The 21727-nt window shown below is 67.7% G+C and carries 15 protein-coding genes; 7 read left to right on the plus strand and 8 right to left on the minus strand.

The annotated features are described in order from the left end of the window. Positions 1-6 precede the first annotated feature (6 nt). Together F6A08_RS06470 and F6A08_RS06475 are read right to left on the minus strand one after the other, a co-directional pair. Complete coding sequence (locus F6A08_RS06470; RefSeq protein ID WP_124896139.1) at positions 7-942, minus strand: sugar kinase; 936 nt, start codon at positions 940-942, stop codon at positions 7-9. Further along, complete coding sequence (locus F6A08_RS06475) at positions 939-2102, minus strand: MFS transporter (RefSeq protein ID WP_017202657.1); 1164 nt, start codon at positions 2100-2102, stop codon at positions 939-941. The genes F6A08_RS06470 and F6A08_RS06475 overlap by 4 nt, the downstream gene beginning before the upstream one ends. Before the next feature lie 436 nt (positions 2103-2538). Between F6A08_RS06475 and nrdH the strand changes: the two genes are divergently transcribed. From nrdH to nrdF, 4 genes are all read left to right on the plus strand, one after another. Next, positions 2539-2772 (plus strand): glutaredoxin-like protein NrdH, encoded by a 234-nt coding sequence (gene nrdH, locus F6A08_RS06480; protein ID WP_017202656.1) that lies wholly within the window; start codon positions 2539-2541, stop codon positions 2770-2772. Positions 2773-2853: 81 nt separating this feature from the next. After that, entirely contained in the window at positions 2854-3306 is a 453-nt protein-coding gene (gene nrdI / locus F6A08_RS06485; RefSeq protein ID WP_017202655.1) for a class Ib ribonucleoside-diphosphate reductase assembly flavoprotein NrdI, read from the plus strand. Then, positions 3303-5447 (plus strand): class 1b ribonucleoside-diphosphate reductase subunit alpha, encoded by a 2145-nt coding sequence (nrdE, locus tag F6A08_RS06490; RefSeq protein ID WP_151458946.1) that lies wholly within the window; start codon positions 3303-3305, stop codon positions 5445-5447. Before nrdI ends, nrdE begins: the two co-directional genes overlap by 4 nt. A 27-nt stretch (positions 5448-5474) precedes the next feature. Continuing rightward, positions 5475-6455, plus strand: a complete 981-nt coding sequence (gene nrdF / locus F6A08_RS06495) for a class 1b ribonucleoside-diphosphate reductase subunit beta (protein WP_017202653.1) — start codon at positions 5475-5477, stop codon at positions 6453-6455. Positions 6456-6561: 106 nt separating this feature from the next. Here nrdF and F6A08_RS06500 read toward each other — a convergent pair whose 3' ends face one another. From F6A08_RS06500 to F6A08_RS06525, 6 genes are all read right to left on the minus strand, one after another. Then, complete coding sequence (locus tag F6A08_RS06500) at positions 6562-6924, minus strand: hypothetical protein (protein ID WP_017202652.1); 363 nt, start codon at positions 6922-6924, stop codon at positions 6562-6564. Between the two features lie 13 nt (positions 6925-6937). Continuing rightward, positions 6938-7489: a hypothetical protein gene (locus tag F6A08_RS06505; RefSeq protein ID WP_151458947.1), complete on the minus strand. Its 552-nt coding sequence runs from the start codon at positions 7487-7489 to the stop codon at positions 6938-6940. A 198-nt stretch (positions 7490-7687) separates the two neighbouring features. Further along, positions 7688-9556, minus strand: coding sequence for a glycoside hydrolase family 127 protein (locus tag F6A08_RS06510; RefSeq protein ID WP_151458948.1), 1869 nt, complete (start codon positions 9554-9556; stop codon positions 7688-7690). Then, on the minus strand, positions 9553-10443 hold the full coding sequence (locus tag F6A08_RS06515; protein ID WP_151458949.1) for a carbohydrate ABC transporter permease: 891 nt from the start codon (positions 10441-10443) through the stop codon (positions 9553-9555). The genes F6A08_RS06510 and F6A08_RS06515 overlap by 4 nt, the downstream gene beginning before the upstream one ends. 3 nt (positions 10444-10446) lie before the next feature. After that, entirely contained in the window at positions 10447-11352 is a 906-nt protein-coding gene (locus tag F6A08_RS06520; RefSeq protein ID WP_151458950.1) for a carbohydrate ABC transporter permease, read from the minus strand. A gap of 86 nt (positions 11353-11438) precedes the next feature. After that, a complete protein-coding gene (locus F6A08_RS06525; RefSeq protein ID WP_124896067.1) occupies positions 11439-12737 on the minus strand; it encodes an ABC transporter substrate-binding protein in 1299 nt (432 codons plus the stop codon). A gap of 174 nt (positions 12738-12911) precedes the next feature. Here F6A08_RS06525 and F6A08_RS06530 point away from each other — a divergent pair, with 174 nt between their 5' ends. The 3 genes from F6A08_RS06530 (at position 12912) to F6A08_RS06540 (ending at position 21706) form a co-directional block, all read left to right on the plus strand. Beyond that, complete coding sequence (locus F6A08_RS06530; protein WP_124896066.1) at positions 12912-13934, plus strand: LacI family DNA-binding transcriptional regulator; 1023 nt, start codon at positions 12912-12914, stop codon at positions 13932-13934. A gap of 187 nt (positions 13935-14121) precedes the next feature. Next, positions 14122-18621, plus strand: coding sequence for a discoidin domain-containing protein (locus tag F6A08_RS06535; RefSeq protein ID WP_192576699.1), 4500 nt, complete (start codon positions 14122-14124; stop codon positions 18619-18621). Continuing rightward, the gene (locus F6A08_RS06540; RefSeq protein WP_225855757.1) at positions 18614-21706 is read left to right on the plus strand and encodes a glycosyl hydrolase family 95 catalytic domain-containing protein; all 3093 of its coding nucleotides are present in this window, start codon (positions 18614-18616) and stop codon (positions 21704-21706) included. The genes F6A08_RS06535 and F6A08_RS06540 overlap by 8 nt, the downstream gene beginning before the upstream one ends. Positions 21707-21727: the final 21 nt, after the last annotated feature.

Consider the following 21727-nt stretch of genomic DNA (forward strand, 5'->3'; position numbering starts at 1 on the left):
ACCAGCCTACGACCGGGGTCCGCCGAGGGGGACGAGCGGGGGCAGGTCGGCGGCGATCGTCAGGACCCGCTCCGCGGCCGCATGTCCGGCGGAGAGACGGTCGCTCAGGTCGGCGCCGTCGAGGGTCGCTGCGAGGAAGCCGGAGGCGAAGGCGTCTCCCGCTCCGACCGGCTCGACGACCTCGACCACCGGAGCCGGGACGAACACCGGGTCTGCGTCGCCGTCGAAGGCGGTCGCTCCGATGTCGCCGTCCTTGACGACCAGCAGAGCGCAGTGCGGAAGGAAGGCGCGGATCTCGGCGGGGGTCGCCGTCCCCCAGATGCGCTCGGCCTCGTCGCGTCCGACGAAGGCGATGTCGGCGGCATCCGCCAGGCGGGCGAGCGTGGCAGCGGCCTCCTCAGCACCCCAGAGCGCGCGGCGGTCGTTCACGTCGAAGGACACGGTGGCACCGGCGGCGCGGGCGTCGTCGTACAGGCGGTCGACCATCGCCAGGCACGAGGGGGAGAGCGCGGGGGTGATCCCGGTGGTGTGCACGATGCGCACCCCATCGAGCTGCTCCGGGCGGAGGAAGCCCGGCTCCATGCGGGAGGCGGCCGAGCCGCGGCGGTAGTAGAAGACGGACGAGGACTCGATGCCGGGGTCCTTGAACATGACTCCGGTGGGGGATTCGGCATCCCGCTCCACCCACAGCTCGACTCCTCGACGCTCGAGCTCGGCGGAGAGCCGCGCGCCGAGCGGATCGGCTCCGAGACGGGATGCCCAGACGGCGCGGTGCCCAGCGGCGGCGAGGCCGACGGCGACGTTCGCCTCGGCGCCCGCGTGCGTGATGGTCGCGGTGTCGGCCTCGGCGAGGCCGGCGCCGGTCGGGGTGATCAGTGCCATCGACTCGCCGACGCACACGATCGCGGGTGCGGACGAGGAGGCGGGGACGGGGGTGCTCATGAAGGGGTGACCGCCAGGGGCTCGGTGTCGGGATGGGGACTGGCGTCGCGGTGACGCAGATCGGGGAACGAACGGACGAAGACGACAGCCACGACGAGCCCGATGCCAGCGAAGACGGTCGCCGCGAGGTACGCGCCGCGCCAGTCGCCGACGTCCACCAGGAACCCGGCCACGGCGGAGCCGGCGGCGGCGCCGATGAGCTGGCCCGTGCCCGCCCAGCCGAACGCCTCGGCGGTCTCGCTGAACTTGACGCTGGCGGTCGTGATGGCGAACAGGACGGCGAGGGCGGGGGCGACGCCGATGCCCGCGAGGATCAGCGTGCCGCCGAGCCAGTACACGTCGAGCATCACCATCGTCAGGGCCAGGCCGACCGTGACGATGAGCAGACGGCGCGCCATCGCCCAGGGGCCGATCGGGATGTGACCGAACGCGAGGCCGCCCGCCAGGCTTCCGGCGGAGAACACGGCGAGGACGAGTCCGGCGGCGAGGCTGCCGTGCTCGAACGTCGCGACGACGCCGACCTCCACGGCGGAGCACGCGCCGATGAGGAGGAATCCGATCACGGTGGCCAGGAGCACGGGCGGCTTCAGGACGACTTTGCCCAGCGCGTTGCGACTGCGGGGGATGCGGACGCGGCCCACCTCAGGGGAGAGGATGAACCAGGCGCCGCCGCCGACGAGCACGATCGCCACGAGCAGCAGACCCTCCGTCGTGCCGATCTGCGTGGAGACGAGGGTGATGACGACGGGAGCCAGGACCCAGATGATCTCCTGCAGCGAGGCGTCGAGGGAGAACAGCGGCGTGAGCTGCCCGGAGTTCACGAGCTTGGGGTAGATCGTGCGGACGGCGGCCTGGACGGGCGGCGTGGAGAGTCCGGCGATCATCCCCAGCGCCATGTACCCGGGGACGGACAGCGGGAGCACGGCGAGGCCGAGCACCGCGACGGCGCACACCGAGAGCGTGAGGGTGAGGACCCGGCGCATGCCCCAGGCCCCCATCCAGCGACTCGTGATGGGGCCGGCGATCGCCTGCCCCACGCTGGTCGCGGCGAGGACGAGTCCGGCGGAGCCGTAGGAGCCGGTCTGCTGCTCGACGTGCAGCAGGATCGCCAGCGACATCATGCCGTTGGGGAAGCGCGCGGTCAGCTGAGCTGCGATCATGCGCGCCACGCCGGGCGTGCGAAGAAGATCCCGATATCCCGCCACCAGACCACGGTACCGGGCGGCGACCCGGCGGTCGAAGCCGGGCCGGACGCGACACGCCCACGACACGCCGAAGGACGAATTCCACAGGAATCCGAATGTCCGACCTGCGGCGTAGCCTCCGACCTGTGGATGGATCTCTCCCAGGGGGTTCCCAGCCGCGATTTCCCGCGGTTCGCGAGGCCCCGGATCGGGGTCGGACCTGTGGAAGAAACGGTGGAGAACCTGTGTTGTATCAGTGGAGAACCGGTGGATAACTACACGGATGTAACTACTACCCCTTGTGGTCACTCCCAATGTCGGTCCCCATATGTAGTATTGAAGTCCCGGCGGGGGGCCTGCCGGAAAACAGCCTGATGAGAAGCGGGCCAGAGATTTGAGGGGCAACGAGAAGATGTCGATCACCGTCTACACCAAGCCGTCCTGCGTCCAGTGCAACGCGACCTACCGCGCCCTGGATGCCAAGGGCATCGAGTACGAGATCCACGACCTTTCGGAGGACCCGACGGCCCTCGAGCAGGTCAAGGCGCTCGGCTACATGCAGGCGCCCGTCGTCGTCACCGACGAGGACCACTGGTCGGGCTTCCGTCCCGACAAGATCGACGAGCTCGCGTCCCGCCTGGCGTAGATCCTTCGGCGTCGCTCAGGCCCTTCGACAAGCTCAGGAACCCAAGCCCTTCGACAGGCTCAGGAACCCAAGGAGAGAGCTATGACCGCCGTCGCGACCGCAGCGCCGCTCCTGGTCTACTTCTCGAGCGTCTCGGGGAACACCGCGCGCTTCATCGAGAAGCTCGGGCTCCCCGCCCGACGGATTCCCCTGCACCGGGGCGAAGAGGACCTCGTCGTCGATGAGCCCTTCGTCCTGGTCACTCCCACCTACGGCGGGGGTGCGGGGCGTGGTGTCGAGAAGGGCGCCGTTCCCAAACAGGTGATCCGGTTCCTCAACGACGAGCGCAACCGGCGCCACATCCGCGGAGTGATCTCCGCGGGCAACACCAACTTCGGCGATGCGTTCTGCCTCGCCGGTGACATCATCAGCCGCAAGTGCCACGTGCCTCACTTGTATCGGCTCGAGATCTTCGGCACACAGGACGATGTGGCTCGCGTGAGCGACGGATTGGAACGACGGTGGGTACCACAGTTGCAGGACAAGACGCAGTGACCGAGACGGCGGCATTCAAGGCGAACCCCGCCTACGAGGGCCTCGACTATCACGCGCTCAACGCGATGCTGAACCTGTACGACGCGAACGGGAAGATCCAGTTCGACGCCGACAAGCGCGCCGCGCGGGAGTACTTCCTGCAGCACGTGAACCAGAACACGGTGTTCTTCCACTCGCTCCAGGAGCGCCTGGACTACCTCGTGGAGAAGGAGTACTACGAGGGCGCTGTCATCGAGAAGTACTCGATGGACTTCATCCAGAAGCTCAACGACCTCGCCTACTCGAAGAAGTTCCGCTTCGAGACGTTCCTCGGCGCGTTCAAGTACTACACGAGCTACACGCTGAAGACCTTCGACGGCAAGCGCTACCTCGAGCGCTTCGAGGACCGCGTCGTGATGACGGCCCTCGGTCTCGCGGACGGCGACGAGAAGCTCGCCGTCGCCCTCGTCGAGGAGATCATCTCCGGCCGCTTCCAGCCGGCCACCCCGACGTTCCTCAACGCCGGCAAGGCGCAGCGCGGCGAGCTCGTCAGCTGCTTCCTGCTCCGCATCGAGGACAACATGGAGTCGATCGCCCGCGGCATCAACTCCGCCCTCCAGCTCTCCAAGCGCGGCGGCGGCGTCGCGCTGCTGCTGTCGAACATCCGCGAGTCGGGTGCGCCGATCAAGCAGATCGAGAACCAGTCCTCGGGCATCATCCCCGTGATGAAGCTCCTGGAAGACAGCTTCAGCTACGCCAACCAGCTCGGTGCCCGTCAGGGCGCTGGTGCGGTGTACCTCAACGCGCACCACCCCGACATCATGCGCTTCCTCGACACCAAGCGTGAGAACGCCGACGAGAAGATCCGCATCAAGACGCTGTCGCTCGGCGTCGTCGTCCCGGACATCACCTTCGAGCTCGCCAAGAACGACGAGGACATGTACCTGTTCTCGCCGTACGACGTCGAGAAGGTCTACGGCGTGCCGTTCGGCGACATCTCGGTCACCGAGAAGTACCGCGAGATGGTCGACGACCCGCGCATCAAGAAGACGAAGATCAACGCGCGCGAGTTCTTCCAGACCGTCGCCGAGATCCAGTTCGAGTCCGGCTACCCGTACGTCATGTTCGAGGACACGGTGAACAAGGCCAACCCGATCAAGGGTCGGATCAACATGTCCAACCTCTGCAGCGAGATCCTGCAGGTGAACACGCCGACCACTTACAACGACGACCTGTCGTACAAGGAGATCGGCAAGGACATCTCCTGCAACCTCGGCTCGATGAACATCGCCCTGTCGATGGACGCCGACGACCTCGGCCAGACCGTCGAGACCGCGATCCGCGCGCTCACCGCGGTCAGCGACCAGAGCCACATCGGCTCCGTCCGCTCGATCGAGGACGGCAACGACCGCTCGCACGCGATCGGTCTCGGCCAGATGAACCTGCACGGGTACCTGGCTCGCGAGCACGTGTTCTACGGCTCCCAAGAGGGCATCGACTTCACGAACATCTACTTCTACACGGTGCTGTTCCACGCGCTGCGCGCATCGAACAACCTCGCGATCGAGCGCGGCACGGCGTTCGACGGCTTCGAGGACTCCACCTACGCGTCCGGCGAGTTCTTCGACAAGTACATCGACCGCGCCTGGGTGCCTGAGACCGAGAAGGTCAAGGAGCTGTTCGCGGGCAAGCACATCCCGACGCAGGAGGACTGGGTCCAGCTGAAGGCGTCGATCCAGAAGCACGGCATCTACAACCAGAACCTGCAGGCGGTGCCGCCGACCGGCTCGATCTCGTACATCAACAACTCGACGTCGTCGATCCACCCGATCGCGTCGAAGATCGAGATCCGCAAGGAAGGCAAGCTCGGCCGCGTCTACTACCCGGCGGCGTTCATGACGAACGACAACCTGGAGTACTACCAGGACGCGTACGAGATCGGCTACGAGAAGGTCATCGACACCTACGCCGCGGCCACGCAGCACGTCGACCAGGGCCTGTCGCTGACGCTGTTCTTCAAGGACACCGCCACCACGCGTGACATCAACAAGGCGCAGATCTACGCATGGCGCAAGGGCATCAAGACGATCTACTACATCCGTCTGCGTCAGCTGGCGCTCGAGGGCACCGACATGACCGAGTGCGTCTCGTGCATGCTCTGACCCTTCGACCCAGGAACTAGGACAAGAATGACTCCTCACTCCCCGCTCAAGCTGGTCGACAGCGTGCAGGCGATCAACTGGAACCGCATCCAGGACGACAAGGACCTCGAGGTCTGGAACCGTCTGGTGAACAACTTCTGGCTGCCCGAGAAGGTGCCGCTGTCGAACGACATCCAGTCGTGGAACACGCTCACCCCCGAAGAGCAGACCCTCACGATGCGCGTGTTCACGGGGCTCACGCTCCTCGACACGATCCAGGGCACCGTCGGCGCCGTCTCGCTCATCCCCGATGCGATCACCCCGCACGAGGAGGCCGTCTACACGAACATCGCGTTCATGGAGTCGGTGCACGCCAAGAGCTACTCCTCGATCTTCTCGACGCTGTGCTCGACGAAGGAGATCGACGAGGCGTTCCGCTGGTCGGTCGAGAACCCGAACCTGCAGAAGAAGGCGCAGATCGTCACGGACTACTACCGCGGCGACGACCCGCTCAAGCGCAAGGTCGCCTCGACCCTGCTCGAGAGCTTCCTGTTCTACTCGGGCTTCTACCTGCCGATGCACTGGTCGAGTCGGGCGAAGCTCACCAACACGGCCGACCTCATCCGCCTCATCATCCGTGACGAGGCCGTGCACGGCTACTACATCGGCTACAAGTTCCAGCGCGGACTCGAGACCCTCGACCAGGCGCGCAAGGACGAGCTGAAGGACTACACCTTCTCGCTGCTGTACGAGCTCTACGACAACGAGGTGCAGTACACGCAGGACCTCTACGACGGCGTCGGCCTGACCGAGGACGTCAAGAAGTTCCTGCACTACAACGCCAACAAGGCCCTGATGAACCTGGGCTACGAGGCGATGTTCCCCTCCAGTGTCACCAACGTGAACCCGGCGATCCTGTCGGCGCTCTCGCCGAACGCGGACGAGAACCACGACTTCTTCTCCGGGTCGGGATCCTCGTACGTCATCGGCAAGGCCGAGGCCACGGAAGACGACGACTGGGACTTCTGAGAACACGGCCGCGGCCCTAGGCTGCGGCGGCGTCGAACGATTCAAGCCCCCGTCTGCACTCGACATCGAGAGCGCAGGCGGGGGCTTGGTCACATTCTGCCCTCGATCACTCCTCGGACCTCTCCATCGTGATCCACCTCACACCGTCCGTGCCGGGCGAAATCCGGCCCACGGCGTCCGTCTCCAGTTCTTCCATGAGGGGCACGAGGAACGTCCACAGCGCCCAGTGTGCCGGCGTGGTCTCGCCATCCTGCCCTCTCCCGTCGCGCGTGGCGGGTGGAGGAAGCGTCACGCGCGCACCGAACCGCGTTCCGGCGGCGTCGATGATCTCCGCCGTCAGGACGCCCCGATCGGCGTCGAGGCGCGACAGCTCGAACCCGGCCGGAACGACGAGCGTCCCGCGCCCTTCGTCCCACGCCTCACGGACCGCCGCTCGGTAGCGCTGCCCATCCGACTTCTGCGTTGTCATGTGGAAACCCTAATCATCCGGCCACATTGACGACCCACTGCGGGCAGACCGTCACGCCCATGCAGTAGGCGGTGATGAGGCCCTTCTGCTTGTTGTCGCTCATCCGGGTGTTCTCGACGACCACTTTTACCGCCATCTTCTGGATCATGTTGAGATTGACGTGGTACTTGTTCTGAACCTTTGTCAGACCCCACGTCGTCCCGTTGCCCGCCCGAGCGACCGTCGATTTCGCGATGTTGTCCGTCCAGGTTGAAACGATGCGGTATGCCGCGTTCGATGCGGCCCTGATTGAACTGTCCTGGGGCGTGGCATCCGACATCTCGCCGGAGTTGCGGCGTGTGGCCGCAGGCTCGCCTGCGGCCTCATAGGATTCCACCTCCGTTCGTTGCGCCTCGACGTCAGCCAGTTTGGCTGCGCCGGCACTATCGGTAGGGACAAAGCCGAACGTCGTGATCGTGGATGCCTCCGCGGCCTCTGCGGCCTGCGCGGCCGCAGGGGTGAGCGCAACACCCACCAATAAGACCACCGCGCTCAGTGCGAGACGAGTTCGCGTTCTACGGATCATCGAAACTTCTTTGCGTCGATTTTCTGGAGCTGTCCGTGCGGATAGGCTCCCTTCGAACATGCGACTGCAAGGTGTATCAAGTGATTACGGCATCCCCTCGGATGTCTGTCTCGTCCTGAGAGCGTCAGTGCACGCACAGCTGTGTTCTTTGGATCCTTCGAGCTCGGCGGAGGGAGACCTTCCCTCGTCGGTTCTGCGCTAGACGGTCGGGATCCACACCCGCATGGTCGAGGGTCCGCGTCGGGCCCAGTCGTGGTACGCCACGAGCGGCGCCTCGACGACCTCACCGGTCGACCGACTGCGGACCGGCAGAACGACCGCGCCGTCCCGGTCGATCGGGTCGCCGGCGGCGACGGCCTCACCGACATCCGCCCCCAGATCGATGGATTCCAGCGCCAGCACCTCCGGCCCACGCTCGATCGCCACGCTGCCGCGGACGGCATCCACCATCGGATGCGGTGAAGTGACGCGGGGGACGATCGGCAGCGCGAGTTCCACGACGTCCCCGGCCCGGTACGACCGCCGCACGGACACCGCGCCAGGGCGCGCGGGCTCGGAGGATTCCCCGTCGCCCGACAGGACCCGCACCAGCGCACCCTCGGCCCAGCCGGGTACGCGGAGGGTCAGCGTGAACCGCGCATCCTCCTGCACCGTGATCCGCACCCGCCCGTCCGCGGGGTAGCCGGTCGAGACGTCGAGCGCGACGACGGTGCCGTCTGCCAGCCGGGTCCGCACGGACGACGGCGCATACTGGTGCAGCTGCACGCCGTCGTCGTCTGCCGTCGCGACATAGGCGGCGAGGCTCGCGAAGGTGCGTGCCACGTTCGGCGGGCAGCACGACACCTCGAACCACGGCGCCCGCAGTGACGAGGACGCGCGCGGCGAGGTCGCCTCCGGATCGGCAGGAGTGCCGGGAGTGCGCTGCTGCAGCGGGTTGGCGTAGAAGAACGAGCGGCCGTCGTCCCCCGGCGAGGTGGCCACGACGTTGAACAGCGTCCGCTCGATCAGGTCGGCGTATCGCCCCTCGCCGGTCGCGAGCAGGAGACGCCAGGAGAACATGATCGACCCGATCCCGGCGCAGGTCTCGGAGTAGGCACGGTCGGGCGGCAGCTCCCAGTCCTCACCGAACGCCTCGTCCTGATGGTGCGAGCCCTGTCCTCCGGTCACGTACGTGCGTCGTTCGACGGTCCGGTCCCACTGTCGACGCAGGGCCTCGAGCAGCGCGGAGTCGTCGAACTCGATGGACACATCCGTCGCCGCCGCCGACAGATAGTTCGCCCGCACGGCGTGACCGCGCAGCGCCTCGGCGTCGCGGACGGGGACGTCGTCCTGGAAGTACGCGCGGCCCCACTCGATCTCGCCGAGGGATCCGCGGCCGTGCCGCTCGACGAACAGCGCCGCCTGATCGACGTATCGCTGCTCACCCAGCGCACGACCGAGTTCCAGGAGACCCGCCTCGACCTCGGCGTGACCGCAGATCGCGTCGCGCCCGTCCGCGCCGAACTCGTCGCACACGAGGTCGGCGGCGCGGCGCGCGATGTCTATGAGGCCGTCGTCTGCGTCGGGCCGCGTGCGCACGCGGGCGACGGCGGCCTGGAACAGGTGGCCGAGGCAGTAGAGTTCGTGTCCCCACTGCAGCTGCGTCCACCGCGCCTCCTGCCCGGGGCGTCCGAACATCGTGTTCAGATAGCCATCGGGCTCCTGTGCGGCGGCGACGCGGGCGACCACCGCGCGGAATCGCCGCTCGAGTTCGTCGTCCGCCGCCGCGTCCGTGCGTCCGATCTCCCATGCTAGGGCCTCGAGGAACTTGTAGACCTCGGAGTCGGAGAACTCGCGCCCGCGGCGTCCCTCCGGGAGGGTGCCGACGACCGCGAGATCGAAGTTGGGCAGCCAGCCCTCGGATTCGAGGCGCGACTCGATGTGGGCGAGCGTCGCCGAGCCGTTGACGGCTTGACGGTCCGCCCAGAAACCTCCCGTGATGCGCACCTCGTCGAGGCCGAGGGGGCGCAGACGCCCGCGGAGAGGGACCACCGGAGAAGCCGGCGCAGTGGTGTCGTACATGGTCATCCCTTGAAGGCGCCGGACATGAAGCCGCGCACGTAGTGTCGTTGCAGGATCAGGAAGAGCAGGATGCAGGGGAGCGCAAGGACGACGACCCCCGCCTCGGTCGCGCCGTAGTCGACGACGCCCTGCACTTGGCCGCGGAGGTTCGCGACCGCGAGCGGCAGCGTCATGCGGTTGGTGTCGTTGATGAGGATCAGCGGGGCCATGAAGTCGTTCCATGCGGTGAGGAACGCGAACAGCCCGACCGTGACGAGCCCCGGCTTCACGGCGGGCAGCAGCACCCGCCACAGCGCGCCCCAACTGGAGCATCCGTCCACCATCGCGGCCTCATCCATCTCCTTCGGAATCGACTCGAACGAGATCCGCATCATGAACATCGAGAACGGGAGTTGGAACATCGTGATCACGAGGGCGACGCCGACGAGTGAGTTCTGCAGCCCGACCGCGTTCAGGATCACGTAGAGCGGGATCAGCAGCGTCGCGTAGGGCACCATGAGGATCGCGAGGGTCAGCAGGAACAGGGCGTTCTTGCCGGGGAATGAGAAGCGTGCGAACGCATAGCCGCCGAGCAGCGAGATGAACAGGGTGAGCACGACCGTGAGCACCGAGACGAACAGCGAATTCCCGAGGTGCACCCAGATGCCCGCCTGATATTCGCCGAGAGCGGCGTAGTTGCCGAATCCCCAGCCGTCGGTCTGGCTGGTGCCCGCCATCGGGCTGACGGAGGAGACGCCCGTCCAGATGAGCGGATAGAGGAAGATGACCGCGAGCGCGGTCGTGAACACCCAGTAGGGGACGCCGAGGACGACACGTCTCGCCTTCGAGCGATAGCGCGGAGCGGTGGGCTGATGATTCGGCGCCACGATCGTGCGCGTGAGGGTCTGAGTCATGGTTCAGCTCTCGTCGGTGCGGCGGAACGCGCGCAGTTGGAAGACGTTGATGACGATGAGCGCGAGCAGCACGATCACCGAGAGGGCGCCGGCGATGCCGAGACTGTTCTGACCCTGGAAGGCGACGTTGTAGATGAGCTGCACGACGGTCATGGTGCTGTTGTCCGGCCCGCCCTTGGTGAGGATGTAGAACTGCTCGAAGGCCAGCAGGGAACCCGTCACGCACATCACCGTCGTCAGGGCGAAGGTCGGCTTGAGCAGCGGAACCGTGATCGAGCGGAACGTCTGCCAGCGGCTCGCCCCGTCGATGCGGGCGGCTTCGTAGACATCATCCGGGATGCCCTGCAGGCCGACGAGCATGAGCAGCATGTAGAACCCCGCGAAGCGCCAGACGATCAGGAAGATCGTCGACCACAGGGCGCCCTCGGGGGTGCCGAGGAAGGTGATGCCCCAGGACTTCATGAGTTCGGCGAAGGGGCCGGCGATCGGCGAATACAGCACGTAGAAGAGCAGCGACGCGGAGGCCAGGCCCAGCGCACTCGGGATGAGGAACGCCGTGCGCAGGAAGCCCTTCCAGCGCGTGGACTCCTGAACGAGGAGCGCGAGTCCCAGCCCGAGGCCGATCAGGATCACGGTCGTGATGACGGTGTAGAGCAGCGTGAACCGGATGGAGTCCCAGAAGAGCCGGTGGTTCACGGCATCCGCGTAGTTCTCGGGGAAGTTGATGCCGCGGTTGCCGCTCAGCAACGGCCAATCGGATGCCGACATCTGGAAGACCAGGACCAGCGGGACGAGGAACAGCAGAGTGACGAAGATCGCCGTCGGGGCGGCGTAGAGCCATCCCTGGAGGGGACCGCCGAAGCCGGTGCGCGGACGCCAGCGGCGCACCGGGGGAGCGGTGGAAGTCATCTCGTCCTCTTTCGATCGTTTCGTGCGGGAGCGCGCGGGCCCGGGCGCGGGAGTCGTCCCGCGCCCGGGTCTCACGAGAGGCGTGGTCACTGCGACAGGACCGCCGTGATCTCGTCGTTGTCGGCAGGCACGGAGTCCTCACCGTTCAGCACCGCGTTGCGCACGAGCGTCAGCCATGGGCTTCCCGGCGCGTTGAACGCCTGCTGGAAGTTGAGCGCGACCGGTGTGTCGCCCTGAGCGGCGACCTCGTTGATGGTGACCAGGCGCGGGTCGGCGGCGGCATATTCGTTGTCGGCGAGATCGCCGCGGGAGACCGCGTTTCCGTCCTTCGCGAGCACCTCGACCTGGGCGTCTTCGGACATCATCCAGTTCAGGAAGTTCCATGCCTGGGCGGACTTCTTCGAGTCCTTCGAGATCCCGATGCCGTCGCCGCCGACGAAGGTCGAGGCGCCGCCGTCGACACCGGGGATACCGGCGACACCCGCGTCGAACTCGAGCGACGGCAGCAGCGTCGCGGGGAACGGCATGACCCCGACCTTGCCCTCGCTGAAGGCCGCGGTCCAGGTCGGGCCGGCCTCGTCCGTCGAGCTCGGGAGCACGGCGCCCGCCTCTTCCAGGCCGGCCCAGGTGTCGTAGACCGCCTGCGCCGAGTCGCTGTCGAGCAGCGACTCCGTGCCGTCCTCGTTCATGACCTCGTCGCCGGACGCCCAGATCGACGGGAACCATGTGAACACCAGGCATCCGCCGCAGTTGAGGCCGGTCGCCGTGCCGTAGGTGTCCGGCTTGTCCAGGGCCTGCACAGCCATCGCCGCTTCGGCGAACTCCTCGAGCGTCGCGGGGGCCTTCTCGGGATCGAGCCCTGCCTCGGCGAACAGCTCCTTGTTCCAGAACAGCATCGACAGGTCGAGGGCGAAGGGGAGCACATACTCGGCGCCGTCGACCGTTCCGGCGGCGAGGTGGCCGGGGTTGATCTCGTCCTTGAAGTCGAGACCGTCGATCTGTTCGGACATGTCCTGGAAGAGCCCCTGCTCGGCCCAGTTCGGGACGTAGACGATGTCCGCCGCGAACAGGTCGGGAAGACCTCCCGAGCCCGCCGCCGCGCCGACCTTCGCGACGTAGTCGTCGTTGGGGACGACGGTCAGCTCGACCTGGTTCTCGTGGCTGGCGTTGTACGCATCGACGAGCAGCTTGGCCTGGCGCTCGATGGGTGCCCGTGTCCACAGCGTCAGCGTCGTGCCGTCGTCCGTCCCTTCGGCGGGGATCGGCGCGTCGGATTCGCTGTCGCCGGCCGAGGGGGCGCAGGCGGCCAGGCCGCCGACGAGCAGGCCGGCCGCGATCATCGCGGCCCCGGCTCGCCGTGCGCGGCGGATTCGGGTGGTGTTCATGGTGATGGCTCCTCTGGGCTCGACGTCGAGCTTGTGCGATGGCTCTGCAACGGTGCAGGGTGGAGAACGATCCGGCGTTCCGAAATTATCGAAAAGCCTTTCGGAAAGGTATAGCGTGGCTTCGACGAGGTCGTCAACCCCGGTTCCGATAACCTTTCAGCAACGAGGAGTGCGATGAGCGACACGAGCGGATCACGAGCGGCGACGCTGGGCGATGTCGCCGCGCGCGCAGGCGTGTCGATCTCGACGGCGTCGAAAGCGCTCAACGACCGCGGAGACGTGTCGGCGAAGACCCGGGCGCGGGTGCAGGCGGTCGCCCAGGAGCTCTCGTTCACCCCCAACGCGATGGCCCGCGGCCTGCTCGCCGGTCGGACCGGCACGGTGGGCCTTCTCACGAGCGACCTCGAGGGTCGCTTCATGATCCCGATCCTCATGGGCGCTGAAGATGCGTTCGGCGCCGGCCGCATCAACGTGTTCCTGTGTGACGCGCGCGGCGATGCGATCCGGGAGCAGCATCACCTGCGGGAGCTGCTGAGTCGTCGCGTCGACGGCATCATCGTCGTGGGTCGCCAGACGGACCCGCGTCCCTCGCTGGGACAGGACATCCCGGTGCCCGTCGTCTATGCGTACGCCCCGTCGGACGATGACCGCGATCTCTCTCTCACGCCCGACAACTATGCGGGCGGGCGTCTCGCCATCGAGCATCTGCTCGCGTGCGGCAGGCGTCGGATCGCACACATCTCGGGTGATCCCACGTACGCGGCCGCGCAGGACCGGCTCGCCGGTGCGAGGGCGGCGCTCGGCGAGGCAGGGCTCGAGCTGGTCGGCGAGCCGATGTTCGCGGAGTGGTCGGAGCACTGGGGGAGGGACGCGGCGGCGATGCTGCTGCAGCGGCATCCCGACATCGACGCGATCTTCTGCGGGTCTGATCAGATCGCGCGGGGAGTCCTCGATTCGGCCCGAGACCTGGGGCGCGGCGTGCCCGATGATCTGGCCGTGATCGGCTACGACAACTGGGAGGTCCTGGCCACCAACGCGCGGCCGGAGCTCACCAGCATCGACGCCAATCTGCAGCAGCTCGGACGTCAGGCGGCGCTGCGCGTGTTCGATGCGATCGACGGGATCGACGTCGGCGAGGGCGCGCATCACCTTCCGGTGCGGCTCGTCATCCGGGGATCGACGATCCCGCGGCGCTGAGCGCCCTCACGTCTTCGTCGACCGGGATTCGCTCGACGACGACGCCGTCTCGAGGGGCATCCATCGCGTCAGCACGTCGGGTTAATCGTGCGATATTCCAGTGATATCGGCTATTGTCAGCGCAAACATCGCCGTGCTACCGTGCAGACCTCGGATGTATGACCTCACTGACGGAGGTAGGAAATCGATGTCCCTTCCCGCTGCTCGCACCGAATCCTCACGATCCCGATCCGCCCTTGCGGCCGGCGTGCTCCTCGCCCTGGTGGCCGCATCGTTCACCGTCGCCGGTCCCGCCGACGCGGCGACCGAAGCACCGTCGGGGACACCCATCGCGAACTCCCACTATGTCCTGCTCGACGTCGACTCGGAATCGCCGCCCTACCCCGCGCCCCCGTCCCTCGACGGCACGGCCGCCGGAGCGTTCGACGGGGACTACGCCACGCAATGGGCGTCGAAGTACAACGGCGGGAGCCCCGATCCGATGCCGCACTTCCTCACGTTCGACGTCGGAGCGACCCACGCTCTGACCGGAGTCGGGTACTCGGTGAAAGTGCAGGGCAACGGTCCTGCGGCGAACGTGAAGGTGTTCACGACGAATGACGCGGACGTGGCGAAGGACGGCACGTCCTCCGCCTGGGCGCCGGCGGGAGCGGCGACCTTCCACCAGCCGACGAGCAACACGGAGGTCCAGTTCGTCACCTTCGACGAGCCGGTCTCCGCCCGCTACGTGCAGTTCCGCGTCGTCGATGCCGTGAACGGTTCGAACAACGCCTCCGCGTCGGAGATCGTCGTCTACACGACCGACGAGGACACGACCCCGCCGGAGCCGGCATCGCCGTTCTCGGTGAAGGTCGATTCGGTCAACACGACGGACTGGAAGTTCCCGGACGACACCTCGGCGAGCACGTTCATCGACAGAGACGGCACCTTCCGCTTCCAGCAGGCGCACGCCCTGTACGGCAAGACGTCCTCGCGGGCATGGAGCTTCTTCACCGGCACCCACCTGGACGACGCCGTCCGCGACGCGACGATCAGCGATGCCGGCACCAACCCCGACACCACCGCGTTCTGCGACGGAAGCCCGACCGGGGTCGAGGCGACGGTGGCGCAGGGATCGACCTCCTACAGCCAGGCGAACTACTGCGATCTCACCCAGATGTGGGTCGATCCCGACACCGGGGACTGGTACGGCCTCGTGCACAACGAGTTCACCCCGCAGCCGTTCGCCGACGGCCTGCACTACGACTCGATCGACTTCGCCGTCTCGACCGATCAGGGGAAGACCTGGTCCATCCCCGGGCACGCGATCACGTCGCCCTACAGCACGGCGCGCGGTGACACCGCGGCCTTCCCGCAGCAGACGTACTACTACGGCGACGGCGATCCCCGACTGTACGTCGACTACGCCTCGGGATACTTCTACGCGTTCTACGGGTCCCGAATCGTGAACAAGGGCGGCAGCTGGGTCGCGTTCCACCAGCACGTCGCCCGTGCTCCGATCGCGGAGAAGATGGCCACGGGGTCGTGGCAGAAATGGTACGACGGCGCCTGGACGCAGCCGGGCATCGGCGGCAAGGAGAGCAACATGACTCCGGTCACGGACGCCAGTCCGACCGGATACACCGCCCCCGACGACGAGTACGACCCGAACACCCCGGGTACGGCGCAGCAGCAGGTGAGCACCGGGCAGATGCCGCCCACCTCGCCGCTGTTCGTGATGGACGTCACGTACAACGCGCACCTCGGGCTGTACATCGGCGAGCCCCAGCACCCCGATCAGTCCGGCAAGGCGCCGCAGGAGTTCTACGCGACCGACAACCTCGCCACCCAGAAGTGGTTCAAGCTCGGCGACACCGGAGCGGACTACACCTCGGCGTCGTGGTATCGCTGGTTCGTCGACCCGGCGAACAAGTGGAGCTCGGCCATCGTCGGCAAGTCCTTCCGCTCGTACTGCTCGTTCGGGTGCATGGACGGCTCCTCGGCTCAGTACGTCAACGTGACGATCGACGCCGACGAGCCGGCCGCCGTCCTCGACACCTCCAAGACCCACTCCATCGGCAGCGGCGACCAGAGGCTCACCGTCGCGGACGGGGGAGGGATGGCGAGCAGCGCGACCGAGGCGGACACGGCGTCCGGCGCCTGGACGTTCGCCGCGACCGGGGACGGCGCCTACACGATCGCCAGTCAGGCTGGGACGCTCCTCGGCGTGGACGGCACCCGCACCGCCGACCGCGCCTGGCGCACGCCCCTCACCCTCACCGACCCCGCTGAGGCGGGCGTCGGCCAGCAGTGGTTCGTCCTCCCGAGCAGGTCGGCGTCGACCGGAGAGAAGACCGACACGGTGCGTCTCGTGAACAGGTTCAGCGGCCTCGTGCTCGGCCTGGGCGCAGGAAAGGCCGAGACGGTCCCTGCTCGGAGCTGGGATCAGCAAGGCGACACCACGGGCGGTCTCGGCTCGACCAGGGCGCAGACCCTGACCCTGGCGGAGTTCACCGACAGCACCGGATCGACTCTGGCTCTCACGCCGCCGATGGGCTGGAACAGCTGGAACGTCTTCGGCTGCTCGATCGACGAGAGCATCGTCCGCAGCGTCGTCGACGCGATCGCATCGAACGGCATGAAGGCGGCCGGGTACGAGTACATCACCGTGGACGACTGCTGGATGGCCCCCACCCGCGCCGCAGACGGCAGCCTCCAGGCGGACCCCACCCGCTTCCCCAGCGGTATGAAGGCGCTCGGGGACTACGTGCACTCGAAGGGCCTCAAGTTCGGCGTCTACGAATCGCCGACGGAGGGCACATGCCAGAAGCGACCGGGAAGCTACGGGCACGAGACGCAGGATGCGCAGGCTTTCGCATCCTGGGGCGTCGACTACCTCAAGTACGACTGGTGTCAGACGAGCACGACGGAATCTCCGAGGATGTGGGCGGAGAACCCGGGGACGACGGAGAAGCAGCTCGCGCAGAAGCTGTTCACCCGGATGTCTGACGCGCTGGACGCGACGGGCCGACCGATCGTGTACAGCCTGTCGGCATGCTGCTCCGCTCTGGACTTCCCGCAGTGGGCCGGTTCCGTCGGCCAGCTCTGGCGCACGTCCACCGACATCTCCAATTCCTGGGACAGCGTGATGTTCAACTACGGGAAGACGGTCGGACACGCGGCGGCCGCAGGCCCAGGGCACTGGAACGATCCCGACATGCTCGAGGTCGGGAACACGTCGGGCACCGGCCTGTCTCCCGACGAGACGAAAGCGCATCTGGGGCTCTGGGCGCTGATGGCCGCACCCCTCGTCGCCGGGAACGACGTGCGCAGCGCGTCGGCCGAGGTGACCGCTCTGCTGACGAACCCGCGCGTGCTCGCCATCGACCAGGACCCGCTCGGATCCGCCGCTGTGCGGGTGCGGGACTCCGCCGGGATCCAGGTGCTGACGAGGCCGCTCGTGGACGGTTCGCGAGCGGTGGGCATCCTGAACACCGGCAGCGCGCCCGCGTCGGTCACGGTTCCCCTGAGCGAGGCGGGCTTCGATGCGGGGGCGGTCGATCTGACCGAGGTGTTCACCGGGAAGGAGTCCCGAGCGGAGTCGGCGATCACGGTGGAGGTGCCGGCGCACGGACTGGCGCTGTACCGCGGGATGGTCGACAGCCCCGCGGCGCTCGGCATCACCGGGCCCGCGACGGTGGCAGCCGGTGCGACAGCCGAGATGGTCATCACGGCGCACCGGGCCACCGAAGCCACCGACATCGCCGTCACAGCGCCGGACGGCTGGACGGTCACCCCGGCCACCACCAGCATCCCGAGGGGGCAGTCGAAGACGCGGGTGACCGTGCAGGCACCGGCGGGGGCGTTCGGGCCCGCCGAGATCGCCGTGACGGGGAGTGTCGTTGACGCCCTCGGTGGAGACACCCACACGGTGTCGGCGAAGACGACCGTCACTGCGACCTGCGGAGCGCAGCCGCAGGCTCCCACCGCTGTCGTCTCGGTCGACAGCGCCGAGAGCAGGCTTGAGAACACACCGGGGGCGAACGCGATCGACGGGAACCCGTCCACCTTCTGGGGGACGGACTGGTCGCAGACCAACGCTCCGCTCCCGCACGAGATCGTGGTCGACCTGGGTGCCTCCCAGATGGTCTGCTCGCTCTCCTACACCCCGCGTCAGGACAACCAGAACGGTCGGATCAAGGACTACGAGGTGTTCGTGAGCGATTCCCCTGCCGCTCCCGGCGCCGGCGCGACGCCGGTGCTGAAGGGCCAGGCGGCCGCGGGAACCGCGACCCAGACCCTCGCCTTCGCGCACCCGGTGAAGGGTCGGTATCTCACGCTGCGGGCGCTGAGCGAGCAGGCGGGCAACCGGTGGACGGCGGTCGCGGAGCTCGCGGTCGACGTCCGGCCGGCGCCCGCGCTCGACGCCACCGTCAGCGCGGTCGGCAGGTGCGTGGCCGGCAAGGCGTACCTCGCGGTGACGGTCCGGAACGGGGAGGACGTGCCGGTGAAGGTCGAGATGACGACGGACTACGGAGCGAAGTCGTTCGCGGCGGTCCGACCGGGCGCGAGCGCCTTCCACAGCTTCGCCGTCCGCACGAAGACGCTGCCTGCCGGTACCGCCGGTGCTCGCGTCACAGCCGTGGTCGACGGGCACGAGGTGACCGCCGATCTCCGCACCCCGTTCGAGGAGATGCGCTGTGGCTGAGCCGATCGGCAGCGGACACGGCCACCGGGCCATCACCCGACGCACGGTGCTGCAGCTCGGAGGGATGGCGGCCGTCGTCCCCTTCCTTCCCGGGATGATCGCGCCGTCGCCGGCAGCAGCCGCCGTCATGAGCGCCGGAAGCGAGGCACTCACCGCCGCAGGACCGGGGGATGCGCTTCCCGCCGGATCGCTCCGCTACACGGCGCCGGCCACCGCCTGGGAATCGCAGGCGCTGCCCATCGGCAACGGCCGCCTGGGGGCGATGATGTTCGCCGGAACCACGGAAGAGCTCATCCAGTTCAACGAGAACAGTCTCTGGGGCGGCCTCAACGACTACGACAACGCACTCGCCGGGCAGCCGGACAGCGCGTACGACACGAGCATCACCGGGTTCGGCTCGTATCGCGATTTCGGTGCCGTGCGGGTCGCCCTCGGTGCGGTCCCCAAGGTCACCGCGGTAGGAGGGCCCTATCAGGACTCGAGCTCGGGGGAGACCGTCGCTCAGACGTACGACGGCAGGACCACCACCAAGTGGTGCATCATCGGACCGCCATCGCACGTCATCTGGCAGGCGGAACTGGCGACGCCCCAGGCGACCGCGTCGTACAGTCTCACCAGCGCGAACGATGTGCCAGAGCGCGACCCGCAGCAGTGGACGCTGTCGGGATCGGACGACGGCGCGGCGTGGACTCCTCTCGACGCGCGCACGGGTGCGCCGTTCGAGCAGCGGGGCATGACCAAGACGTACACCTTCGAGAACACCACGTCCTACCGCTTCTACCGTCTCGATTTCGTCCCCAAGGCCGGGGTGAGTCACTTCCAGATCGCCGAGATCGCCCTCGCCGGGATCTCGCTCGCCGCGGCCGCGCCGGTCGCGGACTACCGTCGGTCGCTCGATCCCCGGACCGGCGTTCACGAGAGCCGTCACTCCACGACCGGCGGAACCATGACACGCGAGGCCCTGGCCGTCCGTGACCCCGATGTGCTGGCTTTCCGTTACGAGACGGACGATCCGGACGGGTTCACCGCGGTCGTCTCGCTGACCTCGGCGCAGGGGGCGGTGACGACAGCGGATGCCGCAGCCGCGCGTCTCGGATTCGCGGGGGAGATGGCGAACCGGCTCGGCCACGCGGCGACCCTGCGGATCGCCGACACCGACGGCACCGTCACCGGGAGCGGATCCGCGTTGCGGGTCGAGCGTGCCAGCCGGATGACGCTGCTGCTCGACGCGCGCACGGACTACCGGCTCAGCGCGGCGGACGGCTGGCGCGGCGAGGATCCCCAGCGCGGCATCGACGCGAGCCTGACCGCCGCGGCCGCCGTGCCCTACGCCGACATGCGCGCCGCCCATATCGCGCGATTCTCGGAGGTCATGGACCGCGCCTCGATCACGTGGGGCGAGTCGGAGGCCGGCGTGCTCGCGCTGCCGGTCGACCAGCGTCTCACGCGGTACGCCGGCGGGGGCGATGATCCGAGTCTGGAGCAGGCGCTCGTCGGATACGGCCGATACCTGCTGGCCAGCTCCTCGAGGCCCGGAGGCCTCCCGGCCAATCTGCAGGGGCTCTGGAACGACAGCAACACGCCGGCCTGGGCGTCCGACTACCACACGAACATCAACGTCCAGATGAACTATTGGGGCGCCGAGACCATGAACCTCTCCGAGACGCATGAAGCCCTCGCCGAGTTCATCCGGCAGGTCGCCGTCCCCAGCCGCGTGGCGACGCGCAACGCGTTCGGGCAGAACGTCCGAGGATGGACGGCGCGCACGTCGCAGAGCATCTTCGGCGGCAATGCCTGGGAGTGGAACACCGTCTCGAGCGCGTGGTACGCCCAGCACCTCTACGAGCACTGGGCCTTCACGCAGGACCTGTCCTATCTTCGCGATCTCGCGTATCCCCTCATCAAGGAGATCTGCGAGTTCTGGCAGGACCGGCTGAAGGCACTGCCCGATGGGACACTGGTCTCGCCGCTGGGCTGGTCACCGGAACACGGACCGCGTGAGGACGGCGTGATGCACGATCAGCAGATCGTGTGGGACCTGTTCCAGAACTACCTCGACTGCGCCGAGGCCCTCGGTGTCGATGCCGACGAGCGTGCCACGGTCGCGGATCTGCAGGCACGGCTGGCACCGAACAGGATCGGCAGCTGGGGGCAGCTGCAGGAATGGCAGACCGACCGGGACGATCCCGCTGACACCCATCGGCACACCTCGCATCTCTTCGCCGTGTACCCGGGTCGGCAGATCACGTCGGCGACCCCGGAGCTCCAGGCCGCCGCGCTCGTGTCGCTGAAGGCCCGCTGCAACGAGCAACCGGGCGTGCCGTTCACCGAGTCGAGCGTCATCGGCGACAGCCGCCGTTCCTGGACATGGCCGTGGCGGGCTGCGCTGTTCGCGCGGCTCGGCGACGGTGATCGCGCACGCTCGATGCTCCGCGGCCTGTTGCGGTACAACACCCTGTCCAACCTGTACGCCACGCATCCGCCGTTCCAGATCGACGGCAACCTCGGCATCGTGGGCGCCGTGGCGGAGTTCGTGCTGCAGAGCCACGAGGGATTCATCCACCTGCTGCCGGCGCTGCCGACCGCGTGGCCGGCCGGGGCGTTCGCCGGCCTGCGAGCCCGCGGCGGGTACGAGGTCAGCGCGGAGTGGGCGGACGGGAAGGTCACCTCCTTCCAGGTCGTGGCCGATCGCGCTCCGGATTCCCGGCCGATCCGCGTGCGGGTGAACGGGCAGGACCGCATCGTGCGGCCTGCGCTCGCCGCGTCAGGCACGACGCAGGACCTCGGCGAATGGCAGGCGCCGGCGGTGACGACGTCCGTCGACGTGCGGTGCACCGGTCCGCGTGCGGTGCTCGCCGTCACCGCCACCAACCTGGAGGCCGTGCCGACCGACATCACGATCACCACGGCGTACGGTGCCAGGACCTTCACCGCGGTGAAACCGGGAGGCAACGCCTTCCACGCTTTCACGACGCGCGCGCGGACGATCCCCGCCGGTTCCGTCGCCGTCACGCGCACGGCGACCATCGACGGCGTCGCCACGACGAATCGCAGCGAGGTCGCCTACTCGCAGAGCACCTGCTGACCCGCCCCTGGAAGAAGGAGA

Origin of the sequence: Microbacterium algeriense, assembly GCF_008868005.1 — a bacterium.
GTDB lineage: Bacteria > Actinomycetota > Actinomycetes > Actinomycetales > Microbacteriaceae > Microbacterium > Microbacterium algeriense.

What these genes read in the sequence shown, in the direction of transcription:
- F6A08_RS06470 (WP_124896139.1), bottom strand. Translation starts at nt 942, where the DNA reads ATGAGCACCCCCGTCCCCGCCTCCTCGTCCGCACCCGCGATCGTGTGC.
- F6A08_RS06475 (WP_017202657.1), bottom strand. Translation starts at nt 2,102, where the DNA reads ATGATCGCAGCTCAGCTGACCGCGCGCTTCCCCAACGGCATGATGTCG.
- nrdH (WP_017202656.1), top strand. Translation starts at nt 2,539, where the DNA reads ATGTCGATCACCGTCTACACCAAGCCGTCCTGCGTCCAGTGCAACGCG.
- nrdI (WP_017202655.1), top strand. Translation starts at nt 2,854, where the DNA reads ATGACCGCCGTCGCGACCGCAGCGCCGCTCCTGGTCTACTTCTCGAGC.
- nrdF (WP_017202653.1), top strand. Translation starts at nt 5,475, where the DNA reads ATGACTCCTCACTCCCCGCTCAAGCTGGTCGACAGCGTGCAGGCGATC.
- F6A08_RS06500 (WP_017202652.1), bottom strand. Translation starts at nt 6,924, where the DNA reads ATGACAACGCAGAAGTCGGATGGGCAGCGCTACCGAGCGGCGGTCCGT.
- F6A08_RS06505 (WP_151458947.1), bottom strand. Translation starts at nt 7,489, where the DNA reads ATGATCCGTAGAACGCGAACTCGTCTCGCACTGAGCGCGGTGGTCTTA.
- F6A08_RS06510 (WP_151458948.1), bottom strand. Translation starts at nt 9,556, where the DNA reads ATGACCATGTACGACACCACTGCGCCGGCTTCTCCGGTGGTCCCTCTC.
- F6A08_RS06515 (WP_151458949.1), bottom strand. Translation starts at nt 10,443, where the DNA reads ATGACTCAGACCCTCACGCGCACGATCGTGGCGCCGAATCATCAGCCC.
- F6A08_RS06520 (WP_151458950.1), bottom strand. Translation starts at nt 11,352, where the DNA reads ATGACTTCCACCGCTCCCCCGGTGCGCCGCTGGCGTCCGCGCACCGGC.
- F6A08_RS06525 (WP_124896067.1), bottom strand. Translation starts at nt 12,737, where the DNA reads ATGAACACCACCCGAATCCGCCGCGCACGGCGAGCCGGGGCCGCGATG.
- F6A08_RS06530 (WP_124896066.1), top strand. Translation starts at nt 12,912, where the DNA reads ATGAGCGACACGAGCGGATCACGAGCGGCGACGCTGGGCGATGTCGCC.
- F6A08_RS06535 (WP_192576699.1), top strand. Translation starts at nt 14,122, where the DNA reads ATGTCCCTTCCCGCTGCTCGCACCGAATCCTCACGATCCCGATCCGCC.